The sequence below is a fragment of the Streptomyces chattanoogensis genome (assembly GCF_001294335.1).
GTDB lineage: Bacteria > Actinomycetota > Actinomycetes > Streptomycetales > Streptomycetaceae > Streptomyces > Streptomyces chattanoogensis.
Genome location: NZ_LGKG01000134.1, coordinates 116,254 through 129,190 on the forward strand (window position 1 = coordinate 116,254; position 12,937 = coordinate 129,190).

General features: G+C 73.5%; 7 protein-coding genes. 4 read left to right on the forward strand and 3 right to left on the reverse strand.

The annotated features are described in order from the left end of the window. Positions 1 to 70: 70 nt before the first annotated feature. Positions 71 to 1,207, forward strand: coding sequence for a coiled-coil domain-containing protein (locus ADL29_RS16395; RefSeq protein ID WP_245689451.1), 1,137 nt, complete (start codon positions 71 to 73; stop codon positions 1,205 to 1,207). Between the two features lie 26 nt (positions 1,208 to 1,233). On the opposite strand, the gene ADL29_RS16400 is transcribed toward ADL29_RS16395, so the two are convergent. Beyond that, complete coding sequence (locus tag ADL29_RS16400; protein WP_053924381.1) at positions 1,234 to 2,847, reverse strand: MFS transporter; 1,614 nt, start codon at positions 2,845 to 2,847, stop codon at positions 1,234 to 1,236. Positions 2,848 to 3,108: 261 nt separating this feature from the next. Here ADL29_RS16400 and mfd point away from each other — a divergent pair, with 261 nt between their 5' ends. Then, the gene (gene mfd, locus ADL29_RS16405; protein WP_053924382.1) at positions 3,109 to 6,675 is read left to right on the forward strand and encodes a transcription-repair coupling factor; all 3,567 of its coding nucleotides are present in this window, start codon (positions 3,109 to 3,111) and stop codon (positions 6,673 to 6,675) included. Positions 6,676 to 6,747: 72 nt separating this feature from the next. Here the strand turns inward: mfd and ADL29_RS16410 are convergent, their stop codons facing one another. Next, on the reverse strand, positions 6,748 to 8,256 hold the full coding sequence (locus ADL29_RS16410) for a DUF2079 domain-containing protein (protein ID WP_053924383.1): 1,509 nt from the start codon (positions 8,254 to 8,256) through the stop codon (positions 6,748 to 6,750). Positions 8,257 to 8,359: 103 nt separating this feature from the next. Between ADL29_RS16410 and ADL29_RS16415 the strand changes: the two genes are divergently transcribed. After that, positions 8,360 to 9,109, forward strand: a complete 750-nt coding sequence (locus ADL29_RS16415) for an HNH endonuclease family protein (protein WP_053924396.1) — start codon at positions 8,360 to 8,362, stop codon at positions 9,107 to 9,109. Between the two features lie 84 nt (positions 9,110 to 9,193). Here ADL29_RS16415 and ADL29_RS16420 read toward each other — a convergent pair whose 3' ends face one another. After that, complete coding sequence (locus ADL29_RS16420; RefSeq protein ID WP_053924384.1) at positions 9,194 to 9,958, reverse strand: DUF4190 domain-containing protein; 765 nt, start codon at positions 9,956 to 9,958, stop codon at positions 9,194 to 9,196. 311 nt (positions 9,959 to 10,269) lie between these two features. On the opposite strand from ADL29_RS16420, the gene ADL29_RS16425 reads away from it, so the two are divergent. After that, a complete protein-coding gene (locus ADL29_RS16425) occupies positions 10,270 to 12,369 on the forward strand; it encodes an N-6 DNA methylase (protein ID WP_053924397.1) in 2,100 nt (699 codons plus the stop codon). The last annotated feature ends 568 nt before the right edge of the window (positions 12,370 to 12,937 follow it).

Below are 12,937 nucleotides of genomic sequence, written 5' to 3' on the forward strand. Positions count from 1 at the left end.
TTGTGTGGGAGAGGGGTGAAGTGTCGCGATAGGGCGGCTTCGAGCCGATCCAGAAAAGGGGCTTTGAGGGATGAGTGTTTCGGTTTCGCCTCACGGGTTCGAGACCGTACGAGGACGCGGCTACCGGCCGGAGGACGTCGACCGGCGCGTGGAGGGGCTCTCAATAGACCGTGACTCGTGCTGGGAGCGGGCGGCGCGGCTGACCGTGCTCTGCAACGAGATGGACGCGGAGCTGGCGGAACTTCAGGAGTATGTGGCGAAGCTGCCGCCGCAGACCTTCGAGTCCCTGGGCGAGAACGCCCTGCTGATGCTGCGGACCGCGACGTCGGAGGCGGAGCGGCTGCGGGCCGAGGCGCAGGTGGCGGCCGAGCGGATCCGCGACGAGGCGATGGAGTACGCCGACCGGGTCCGCGATGCGGCGGAGTCGGCGTCGCGGGAGCTGCGGGCCGAGGCGGAGGAGAGCGGGCGGCGCACCGAGGAGGCGGCGCGGGCGGAGGCCGCCGGGCTGGCGGAGGAGGCGGACGAGGACGCCGAGCAGTGGCGCGGTGAGGCGGCCGCGGTGCTCGCCGACATGCGGCACCGCACCGACCAGATGTGGCACGAACAGGAGCGGCGGCAGGCCGAGGAGTGGGACGCGGCCGGGCGGGAGCTGGCGGTCCTCGAGGCCGAGACGGACCGGCTGGTCGCCGAGCTGGACGAGCGCGCCGACGCCCTGCTCGCCGAGCGGCGGCGCCTCGTCGCGGAGGTCGAGGAGGCCGCCCGGCACTGCGAGGAGGACGCGGACGACCGTGCCGTGGCGATCGTCGCCCAGGCCAGGGTGGAGGCGGAGCGCATCGAGCGCACTACGGCGCGGGTGCTGCGCGAACACGAGGAGGAGCGCGCGGAGGTCCGGGCCCATATGGCGCATGTCCGCAACAGTCTGGCGGCGCTGACGGGGAAGGATCCGGAGGGCCTGGAGGACGGGACGGAGGCGGAGCCGGAGACGGAACCGGAGACGCGGCCGGAACCGGGGGCGGCGGCCGACGGTGAGGGCGGCGGCACCGGTGCGGGCGACTCCGGTGACGGCGGTGCCGAAAGCGCTGCCGCCGACACCGGCACCCGCGATCCCGACGGCTGCGACCCCGACAACGAGGACACCCTGGAGACCGAGCTCCCCCGGCTGGACGGCCCGTTGGACGAACCGGCGGACAGCCGGGTGGAGGGCTGACCCGGCGCGCCGCCGCCCGCGTCCGCCTACTTCGCGGCGGCCCCGGCGTCGTCCGTCTCCCGCTGTGTACGGGCATCCGCATGCACCGGGAAGCGCCGGGGCGCCAGCAGGAGCAGCGCGAGCACGGCGAGGGCGGCGGCCGCGGCGGCACCGAGGTAGACGTGGTCGACGGTGGTGTCGACGGCGCGCCGCAGATAGTCGGCGGCGCGGGCGGTGAGCGCGCCGGCCTTCTCCAGGGCGTGCGAGACGGCGTCGAGGTCGCCCGGCAGGCCGGTCCGGATGTCTGCCGGGGCGTGGGCGAGACGGTCGTTGAGGGTGCTGTTGGCGATGGCGCCGAAGAGGGCCGCGCCCAGGGACTGGCCGACCTGGCGGCAGAAGAGGATGGAGGCGGTGGCGGTGCCGCGTTCGGCGTAGCCGACGGAGGACTGGACGCCGATGATCAGCGGCAGCTGGAACAGGCCGAGGGAGGCGCCGAGCGCCAGCATGATCAGGGCCGGCTGCCAGGCGGCGCCCGGATAGGGCAGCAGGGGGAAGGCGAGCAGGCACAGCGCCGCCGCGGCCATGCCGGTCAGCGCGCAGTTGCGGATGCCGATGCGGTTGTAGACGTGGCTGCTCAGAGCCGCCGAGACCGGCCAGCTCAGCGTCATCACGGAGAGCACGAAGCCGGCGGCCGTCGGGCCCAGGCCGAGCACCGTCTGGGCGTAGGTGGGCAGGAAGACGGTGGGGGCGACCATCAGCAGGCCCAGCGCGCCGAGGGCGAGGTTGACGGCGGAGATGGTGCGGCGGCGCCAGACCCAGCCGGGGATGATCGGTTCGGCGGCGCGGCGCTCGATCAGCACGGTGGCCGCCGCGCACACCGCCGTACCCCCGAAGAGCAGCAGCGAAGGGGTGGAGAGCCAGGGCCAGGCGACGCCGCCCTGGACCAGTGCGGTCAGCAGCAGGCCGCCGGTGGCGAAGATGGCGAGCGCGCCGGGCCAGTCGACGCGGGGGCGGTGCGCGGGTGCGGGCCGTTCCGTGCCGCCCTTGTTCTCGAAGAAGTACCGGCCGATCAGCCACAGGGCGACGGCGCCCACCGGCACATTGACCAGGAAGATCCACCGCCAGCCGGCGTACGTGGCGAGCAGGCCGCCCAGTGCGGGCCCGGCGACCGCGGAGGTGGCCCACACCGAGGACAGTTTGGCCTGGATCTTGGGGCGTTCCTTCATCGGGTAGAGGTCGGCGGCGACGGTCTGGACGGTGCCCTGGAGGGCGCCGCCGCCCAGGCCCTGCAGGACCCGGAAGGCGATCAGGGAGGCCATGTTCCAGGCCCCCGCGCAGGCCAGCGAGCCGACGAGGAAGAGCACGATGCCGGCGATCAGGATGGGCTTGCGGCCGAAGGTGTCGGAGAGCTTGCCGTAGACGGGCAGGGTGACGGTGACGGCGAGCAGATAGCCGGAGAAGAGCCAGGAGAAGACGGCGAAGCCGCCGAGGTCGCCGACGATCTGCGGGATGGCGGTGGCGATGATCGTGGAGTCGAGGGCGGCCAGCGCCATGGAGAGCATCAGGGCGGCGGCGACGGGGCCGCGCCCGGAGCCCGGTGCGCCGCCCGCCGCTATGTCCGTGTCGCTTGCGCTCTCGCTGCCTTTCGTGGTGCCGCTCACCGGGCCCCTCCGCCTCTCCGCCGTCCCCTGCATGCGATTGCATGTAGGGGACACCCTTCCATGTGGGGCCGCGGGACGGAACGGGGCTTCTCGCTGGGTGGACGGGCCGTCGGCTCGGGCGGCCGGTTGTCGGTAGCGAGGGGCGCGAAGCTCGATGAGGGGCGGTGGCCGGGCGACGGGCGGGCGTATGGTGGGCAGCCCCGGCACGTAGCACGTGTCGGGCGGTCGCGTTGTTCGCCTCCCTGGGACGGAAGCCTTTTCATGAGCCTGACTGGTCTGCTCGACGCCGTCGTACGGGACCCGGCGCTCGCCGAAGCGGTCAAGGCCGCGGCCGACGGCCACCGGCCGCATGTGGACCTGGTCGGCCCGCCGGCCGCCCGGCCCTTCGCGGTGGCGGCGCTGGCCCGCGAGTCCGGTCGCCCGGTGCTCGCGGTGACCGCCACCGGACGCGAGGCCGAGGACCTCGCCGCCGCGCTGCGCAGCCTGATGCCCGCCGGCGAGGACAACTCCGTCGTCGAGTTCCCCTCGTGGGAGACGCTGCCGCACGAGCGGCTCTCACCGCGCTCGGACACCGTCGGCCGCCGCCTCGCGGTGCTGCGCCGGCTCGCCCACCCGCGCCGGGACGACCCGACCGCCGGGCCCGTCTCCGTCGTCGTCGCCCCGATCCGTTCCGTGCTCCAGCCGCAGGTCAAGGGCCTGGGCGAGCTGGAGCCGGTGAGTCTGCGCACGGGGCAGAGCGCCGACCTCGAGGAGGTCGTGGACGGGCTGGCGGCGGCCGCCTACGCACGCGTCGAGCTGGTCGAGAAGCGCGGCGAGTTCGCGGTCCGCGGCGGCATCCTGGACGTCTTCCCGCCCACCGAGGAGCATCCGCTCCGGGTCGAGTTCTGGGGCGACGACGTCGAGGAGATCCGCTACTTCAAGGTCGCCGACCAGCGGTCCCTGGAAGTCGCCGAGCACGGTCTGTGGGCGCCGCCGTGCCGCGAGCTGCTGCTGACCGACAAGGTGCGGCAGCGGGCCGCGGCGCTCGCCGAACAGCACCCGGAGCTGGGCGAACTCCTCGGCAAGATCGCCGAGGGGATCGCCGTCGAGGGCATGGAGTCCCTGGCCCCCGTCCTCGTCGACGACATGGAACTGCTGCTGGACGTCCTGCCCAAGGGCAGCATGGCCGTGGTCTGCGACCCGGAGCGGGTACGGACGCGGGCCGCCGACCTGGTGGCCACCAGCCAGGAGTTCCTGCAGGCGTCCTGGGCGGCGAGTGCGGGCGGGGGAGAGGCGCCGATCGACGTCGGCGCGGCCTCCCTCTGGGGCATCGCGGACGTCCGCGACCGGGCCCGTGAGCTGGGCATGATGTGGTGGTCGGTGTCGCAGTTCACCTCTGGGGACATCGGGCGCAGTGCCGACGACGAAGCGGGCGCCGACGACGACACCCTCAAGCTCGGCATGCACGCCCCGGAGAGCTACCGCGGCGACACCCAGCGCGCGCTCTCCGACACCAAGCAGTGGCTCGCCGACGGCTGGCGCACGGTCTTCGTCACCGAGGGCCACGGCCCCGCGGCCCGTACGGTCGAGGTGCTCGGCGGCGAGGGCATCGCCGCCCGGCTGGACGCGGACCTGCCGGAGATCTCCCCGTCCCTCGTCCATGTCGCCTGCGGTTCGATCGACAACGGCTTCATCGACCCGCAGCTCAAGATCGCCGTCCTGACCGAGACCGACCTCTCCGGCCAGAAGGCGGCCGGCAAGGACGCGGCCCGGATGCCGGCCCGCCGCCGCAAGACCATCGACCCGCTCACCCTCCAGGCCGGCGACTTCATCGTCCACGAGCAGCACGGCGTCGGCCGCTACATCGAGATGGTGCAGCGCACGGTCCAGGGCGCCACCCGCGAATACCTCCTGGTCGAGTACGCCCCCGCCAAGCGCGGCCAGCCCGGCGACCGCCTCTACATCCCGACCGAGCAGCTGGAACAGGTCACCAAGTACGTGGGCGGCGAGGCCCCGACGCTGCACCGCCTGGGCGGCGCCGACTGGACCAAGACCAAGGCGCGCGCCAAGAAGGCCGTCAAGGAGATCGCGGCGGACCTGATCAAGCTGTACTCGGCGCGGATGGCGGCCCCCGGCCACACCTTCGGCCCGGACACCCCCTGGCAGCGCGAGCTGGAGGACGCCTTCCCGTACGCGGAGACGCCCGACCAGCTCACCACCATTGCCGAGGTCAAGGAGGACATGGAGAAGTCGGTCCCGATGGACCGTCTGATCTGCGGTGACGTCGGTTACGGCAAGACCGAGATCGCGGTCCGCGCCGCCTTCAAGGCCGTCCAGGACGGCAAGCAGGTGGCCGTCCTCGTGCCGACGACCCTCCTCGTCCAGCAGCACTACGGCACCTTCACCGAGCGCTACGGCCAGTTCCCGGTCAACGTCAAGGCGCTCTCCCGTTTCCAGACCGACACCGAGGCCAAGGCGACGCTGGAGGGCCTGCGGGAGGGCTCGGTCGACCTCGTCATCGGCACCCACCGCCTGTTCTCCGCCGAGACCAAGTTCAAGGACCTGGGCCTGGTCATCGTCGACGAGGAGCAGCGCTTCGGCGTCGAGCACAAGGAGCAGCTCAAGAAGCTCCGCGCCAACGTGGACGTGCTGACGATGTCGGCCACCCCCATCCCCCGCACCCTGGAGATGGCGGTCACGGGCATCCGCGAGATGTCCACGATCACCACGCCCCCCGAGGAGCGCCACCCGGTCCTGACGTTCGTCGGCCCCTACGAGCAGAAGCAGATCGGCGCCGCCATCCGCCGTGAACTCCTGCGCGAGGGCCAGGTCTTCTACATCCACAACCGCGTCGAGTCCATCGACCGGGCCGCCGCCCGCCTCCGCGAGATCGTCCCCGAGGCCCGTATCCAGACCGCCCACGGGCAGATGGGCGAGTCCCAGCTCGAGCAGGTCGTCGTCGATTTCTGGGAGAAGAAATTCGACGTCCTCGTCTCGACCACGATCGTCGAATCGGGCATCGACATCTCCAACGCCAACACCCTGATCGTCGAGCGCGGCGACAACTTCGGTCTCTCCCAGCTCCACCAGCTGCGCGGCCGCGTCGGCCGGGGCCGCGACCGGGGCTACGCCTACTTCCTCTACCCGCCGGAGAAGCCGCTCACCGAGACCGCCCACGAGCGGCTGGCCACCATCGCCCAGCACACCGAGATGGGCGCCGGTATGTACGTCGCCATGAAGGACCTCGAGATCCGCGGCGCCGGAAACCTCCTGGGCGGCGAACAGTCCGGCCATATCGCCGGCGTCGGCTTCGACCTCTACGTACGGATGGTGGGCGAGGCGGTCGCCGACTACCGCGCTTCACTCGAGGGGGGCGTGGAGGAGGAGCCTCCGCTGGAGGTCAAGATCGAGCTCCCGGTGGACGCCCATGTCCCGCACGACTACGCGCCCGGCGAGCGGCTGCGCCTGGCGGCCTACCGCGCCATCGCCTCCGCCGCCACGGAGGAGGACATCGCCGCGGTCCGCGAGGAGCTGACCGACCGCTACGGCAAGCTGCCGGAGCCGGTCGAGAACCTCCTCCTGGTCGCCGGTCTGCGCATGCTCGCCCGCGCCTGCGGCGTCGCGGACATCACCCTCCAGGGCTCCAACGTCCGCTTCGGACCGGTGGAACTGAGGGAATCGCAGGAGCTGCGCCTGAAGCGGCTCTATCCGCGGACGGTCCTCAAGCCGGCCACCAAGCAGGTGCTGGTGCCCCGCCCGACCACGGGCAGGATCGGCGGCAAGCCGCTGGTGGGGCGGGAGCTGCTGGCGTGGGTGGGGGAGTTCCTCACGACGGTTCTGGGGTCGTGACGGTTCCGGGGTCGTGACGCGGCAGACGGCGGCCGTCCCGCGCGGGCGGCGCCGCGCTGCGTACGTCCGCGGTCAGCGCGCCGACGCCCGCTGGAACACGAGCAGCCCCCCGGCGTCGCCCAGGACGGTGTAGGTGGATTCGGGGTGCCGGGCGGACGCGTCGGCGAGGGCCTGGCGCGTGGTGCGGTCGGTGGGGTGCTGGACGGCTATGTAGTCGGGGGAGATGCCGCGGGTGTCGCCGATCCAGAAGACCCGGGTGCGGCCGGTGAGGCGGGACAGCGGGCGGATGTCGGCCTCCACGGTCGCGCCGTCGGGTATCCGCGCCAGCAGCCGGTCGGCGGCGGTGACATCCGGCGTGACGCGGTAGGTGGCGGCCTCGGTGAGCCGCGACAGCGGCAGCGTGGCGGTCAGGGCGAGCGCGGCGGCCAGTACGGCGGCCGGCAGATGGTGGGCGTATGAGCGCACCCAGGGGCGGGCGGAGACCCGGGCGCGCGGCAGGGCGTCGACCAGGGCGAGGAGGGCCACCGGCATCAGGACGGCGTTGTAGTGCCAGTCGATGCCCCAGTAGTGCGGTTCGTGGGAGAGGAACCGCCAGCCGAGAGTCGGCAGCGCGACCAGGAGGAAAGGGGAGCGCAGGGCGAGCAGGCCGGTGGTGGGGAGCAGGACCCACAGCGTGGTGCGGACGGCGGTGTCGAAGGGGATGGCGGGCGCCGCTCCGCCGTCGGCGCCGAGTTTGCTCCAGTAGTCGTACGAGCCGGAGCCGTTGAAGGCGGGGATGAGGACGCCGAGGGTGAGCGCGGTGGCGGTGAGCCCGAAGACGACCAGGGCGATGGGCAGCGGCGCGGCCCGGCGGGTGCGGATCAGCACCAGCGCGCCGATCGCGGCCGCGGTGACGCCCAGGTCCTCCTTGACCAGCACCAGCGGCACGGCCCAGCACACCGCCGCGGTCCAGCGCTCGCGCAGCACCGCCTCGAGCGCGAAGCCGATCAGCGGCAGTGCGAAGGCTATTTCGTGGAAGTCGAAGTCGACGGCTTTCTGGATGCCCCAGGACGTGCCGTACGCGATGCCGACGGCCAGGCCAGGGAGGCGTCCCAGGTGCCGGGCGGCGGCGCGGGTGACCGGCAGGACGGACAGCGCGAACAGCGCGGCCTGCGCGAGGAGCAGGGTCAGCGGCGAGGGGAAGAGCCGGTAGAGCGGGGCGAGCACGATCAGGACGGGGCTGAAGTGGTCGCCGAGGACGTTGGTGCCGGGGCCCTTGAGGTCGACGATCGGCGCCTGGAGGTGTGCGTAGCCCCGTATCGCCTGCTCGAAGATGCCCAGGTCCCAGGAGGAGGTGGACATCGTCCGGAGGCGGCAGACGGACAGCGCGGCGAAGGCGACGAAGAAGAACGCGGCGGTCCAGTACGGGTCGAGGCGCGGCGTGCGCAGCGGGGCGCTCGCGTCGCGCAGCCGGTGCGCGGCGCGGCGCAGGCGGCCGGGGGCGGTGCGCGGAGCGCCGGTGGTCGCGGTCGCGGGGCCGGGGGCGGCGGCCTGGGGCGGGGGCCCGCTGTCGCCCGTGGCCGTTGCTGCGGCCGTGTCCATGGGGGTCCTCACTCTCGATTTCCGAAAAGATACTCGAAGCGGCGAACCGGACCGGACCGGGCGCCCGCCCCCGCCCCTGCCCCCGCTCCCGGATTGGACCGCCGTGATACCCACCGCCCTCCGCGCCCGGCTCCCCCTGACCGCGGCCGCCGCCACCGCACTGGCCGCTGTGCTGACCCTCACCGGGTGCACCCCGGACCAAACCCGCCCCGGCCGGGGCGGGGACACCACGGCGGGCCCGGCCGCGCGGGGCAGCGCGCTGCAGGCGGTGGCCGCACTGGACGTCAAGGGCCGGGCCCCCAGGGCCGGTTACGCCCGCGCCCGCTTCGGCTCCGCCTGGGCGGACACCGACGGCAACGGCTGCGGCACCCGGGACGACATCCTCCGGCGGGATCTGCGGGGCGTCGCCTTCCGGGACGGGCGCTGTGTCGTGCTCTCGGGCACGCTGGCCAAGGACCCCTACACGGGAGAGGCGATCCGCTACACCCGCGGCCGCAGTCGGGTGGACATCGATCATGTCGTCGCGCTGTCGGACGCCTGGCAGAAGGGGGCGGCGCGGTGGCCGGCCCGTAAGCGGATCGCGCTGGCCAACGACCCGCTGAACCTGATCGCGGTCGACGCCTCGGCGAACCGGCGCAAGAGCGACGGGGACGCGGCGACCTGGCTGCCCGCGTACCGGCCGTACCGCTGCACGTATGTCGCCCACCAGGTGGCGGTGAAGCGGAAGTACGGGCTGTGGGTGACCCGGGCGGAGAAGGCCGCGATGGTGCGGGTGCTGGATTCCTGCCCGCAGGAGCGGCTGCCGGGCGGCGGGAACCCGACGGAGGCGCCGGCCCGGTTCCACGCCAACTAGTCGGGTTCGCACCCGGATACGGCCGTCGGCCCGGGACCGCGAGGTGCGGTTCCGGGCCGACGGCTTGGTGCGTGCAGGTGCGGATCAGAGCTTCAGCTTCCAGTTCGCCGGGTCGAGCAGGAGGTCCGGCGTGATCTCGATGTCGAGCTCCTTGGCGGAGGGCGGGGCGTCGAACACGATCTCCGCGGTGTCGGACTCGCCCGGGTCGAGCTGCGCCTCCCAGTCGTGCGAGCTGGGGCCGACCTTGTCGTTGGAGAACTCCTCGGTCTTCTTGCCGTCGGCCTCCGCCTTGATCAGCATGGTGGGGTCCTTGACGACCTTCTTGCCGGTGTTCTTGATCGTGACGGTGACCTTGTACGCCTTGTCGCCGTCCGTGTGCGTGATGACGGTGCTCGGGTTGACGGCGTACGGGCCCGGCTTCGAGACGGTGACCTGGAGGCCGTTGTTGTACTTCGCGGTGGCTCCCGGGCCGAGGTCCTTGATGGCGTTGCTGCTGCCCGTCTCCTTGTCGATCTGCTCCTTGGCCTCGTCGACCGCTCCCTTGACCACCAGCACGGAGACGATGACGCCGACGACCGCCAGGATGAGCGCGAGGACACCCAGGATCGTGCCGGTCACCGCCACGCCCTTGTTGGTGGCCTGACCCTTCTTGGCGCGGCCCATGCCCACGATGCCGAAGATCAGGGCCAGGAGGCCGAGCGGCCCGGCGAGCCAGAACAGGAACATCGGGATGCCGCTGAGCGCACCGATGATGCCCAGGACCAGGGCGGCGACACCGAGGCCGTTGCGGGCCTGCTGCGGGGCCGGTGCGCCCATCGGGGCTGGCTGGTACTGCATTTGGTGAGACATGCGGGAGGGGCCCCTTCCGGGCGCTGAATCGAGTTGCGCTGAAGCGATGGGTCAATAACAGCAGAGACTGTGAATCGAGTCAACACGAGTTCACGACGAGCAGAGATTCACGATGTGAAGGGATGGGTCAAACGGTGATGGGTATGCTGCTGACACAGTGGTCACGCATCGGGACGGGAGCCAGCCAGGTGCCGGACATCGCACCAACGGACAACGCGACGGACGACGGCGCCGCAGGTAACGGCGTGGCGGACGGCGGCGCGGCCGCCGGCCTTTCCCCCGCCGGCCGCCCGGCGGACCGCCCCACCGAGGTGACCGCCGCCGGTATCGCCCGGCTCGCCGGCGTCGGCCGGGCCGCCGTCAGCAACTGGCGCCGCCGCCACGCCGACTTCCCCAAGCCCGTCGGCGGCACCGAGACCAGCCCCGCCTTCGCCCTCCGCGACATCGAGCAATGGCTCCGCGACCAGGGCAAACTCGCCGAGGTACCGCTGCGCGAAAGGGTCTGGCAGCAGCTCGTCGGCCACCCGGCCGGCGCCGCGGGCGCGCTCCGCCAGGCCGGCGCCGTCCTCCTCCTCGTACGCGACCGGCCCGCCGCCTGGAAGCAGCTGCGCGGCGCCTCCGACGACGCCGATCTGACCGGCGTCCTGCCCGCGATGCTCGATTCCGTCCTCGCCGCCCGGCTCGGCGACGACCACCCCGTCCGCGGTCTGACCCGCGAGTCGCTCGCCCCCTCCGCCGCCCTGGTGCGCGCCACCGCCGAGCTCGCGGCCCTGGACGGCGCCGCCGAGGCCTACGCCTTCCTGCTCGGCCGCCACCTGGATGCCAACCCCCGCCAGTACACCCTCACCCCACCCGCCCCGGCCGCCCTGATGGCCGAACTCGCCGCACAGGACGGCCCGTTGGGCTCCGTACTCGACCCGGCCTGCGGCGCCGGCGGCCTGCTGACCGCCGCCCAGGAAAGGGCCGCCGGACAGCCGGACGCACCCCCCCTCGCCCTGCACGCCCAGGAAGCCGACCCCGACCTCGCCGCGCTCACCGCCCTCCGCCTCGCGCTGAGCGTCCCCGGCGCCCAGGTCCGCGTCCGGGCCGCCGACACCCTGCGCGCCGACGCCTTCCCGGAGCTGGCCGCCGACGCCGTCCTGGTCCACCCGCCGTTCAACGAACGCAACTGGGGCCATGACGAACTGGCCTACGACCCCCGCTGGGAGTACGGCTTCCCGGCCCGCACGGAATCCGAACTGGCCTGGGTCCAGCACGCGCTGGCCCGGCTGCGCCCCGGCGGCACCGCCGTCCTGCTGATGCCGCCCGCCGCCGCCTCCCGCCGCTCCGGCCGCCGGATCCGCGCCGATCTGCTGCGCCGCGGCGCCCTGCGCGCCGTCATCGCCCTGCCCGCCGGCGCCGCCCCGCCCAACGGCATCCCCCTCCACCTCTGGGTGCTGCGCAAGCCCAGCGGCAGCGCACAGCCCGCCCCCCAACTCCTCGTCGTGGACACGGCGGGGCCCGCCGCCGGCGGCGCGTCCGGCGCCTCCGGCCGGGAAAAGCTCGACTGGGCGGCCGTCCGCGCCACCGCCGTCGACGCCTGGCAGGCCTTCGACCGCGACGGCGGCGTCGAGGAACTTCCCGGCATACGGCGGTCGCTGGCCGCCATCGACCTCCTGGGCGACGATGTCGACCTCGCCCCCGCCCGCCATCTCCCGCCACCCGCCGCGGCCGGCGGCCCCGCCGAACTGGCCCGGGTCCGCGACCGGCTGACCGACACCCTCGCCCGGACCACCCAGCTCACCCCCCGCACCGCACCCCAGGACACCGCCCCACAGCCGGGCCCGGCCCGCTGGCCGCTCACCACCGTCGGCGAACTCGCCCGCTCCGGCGCCCTGCTCCTCCGCGCCGGCGGCCCCGGCAGCGCCCTCCCCGGCGTCCCCTTCGCCGTGCTCACCGACCACGACGTCATCGGCGCCCTCGCCCCCTCCGGCACGCTCCCCGAAGCCGCGCCCTCCACCCCTGCCGAAGAGCCGGTCCTCGTCCAGGAAGGCGATGTGGTCGTCCCCGTCCTCGGCGGCGGCGCCATCGCCCGCGTCGTCGACGACACCACCGCCGGCGCCGCCCTCGGCCGCAACCTCACCCTGCTGCGCCCCGACCCGGCCGCCCTCGACCCCTGGTTCCTCGCCGGCTTCCTGCGCGGCACCGCCAACAACCGCCAGGCCAGCAGCTACGCCTCCACCGCCACCCGCCTCGACGTCCGCCGCCTCCAGCTGCCCCGCCTCCCCCTCGCCGAACAGCGCCGCTACGGCAAGCGCTTCCAGGACCTGGCGGCCTTCGAGGAGGCCCTGCGGCTCGCCGCCCGGCTGGGTGAGCAGCTGGTCCAGGGGCTCTACGACGGCTTCACGGACGGCTCGGTCGCGCCGGACTGACCCGCCGGACCGGCCCGCCGGGGCGCGGTGACGGCAGTTGCCCCGGCGCATTCCGCATAACCCCGGACGCGGCGCCGCTGCCGTATATACGCTCGTACGCCCGCGGGTCCTCACGCGTCACCACGCCCGCGCCCCCTCGCGGCCACGGTCGCCACCGTTGATCCACCAGGAGCAGCAATGCACGCCCCCGCCCCGGTGCCCCCGCCGTACCGTCCCCCGGCGACGGGGGTGCTGGTCCTGCTGCGCGTGGTCTTCGTGGCCCTCACGGTGGGCAGCCTGGGCCTGCTGGCCTGGGCGGCGATGCTGCGGGCCGCGATCGTGCAGCGGCGTCCGCTGGGCTGGTGGCTCTTCGGCGCCGAACCTCGCGGTGGGGGCGCTGCTGCTGCAGATGACGGGCGCGGTCGCGTACTACCTGGTCGTCGACATCCGCGAGGCCGCAAAGCCCCGTTACGGACAGGGATACGCCCCGCCTCACGGTGGGCAGCCTGGGCCTGCTGGCCTGGGCGGCGATGCTGCGGGCCGCGATCGTGCAGCGGCGTCCGCTGGGCTGGTGGCTCTTCGGCGCCGA

Bases quoted from the DNA above. Each gene is read 5' to 3' on its own strand.
- mfd (WP_053924382.1), top strand. From the start codon at position 3,109: ATGAGCCTGACTGGTCTGCTCGACGCCGTCGTACGGGACCCGGCGCTC.
- ADL29_RS16420 (WP_053924384.1), bottom strand. From the start codon at position 9,958: ATGTCTCACCAAATGCAGTACCAGCCAGCCCCGATGGGCGCACCGGCC.
- ADL29_RS16395 (WP_245689451.1), top strand. From the start codon at position 71: ATGAGTGTTTCGGTTTCGCCTCACGGGTTCGAGACCGTACGAGGACGC.
- ADL29_RS16410 (WP_053924383.1), bottom strand. From the start codon at position 8,256: ATGGACACGGCCGCAGCAACGGCCACGGGCGACAGCGGGCCCCCGCCC.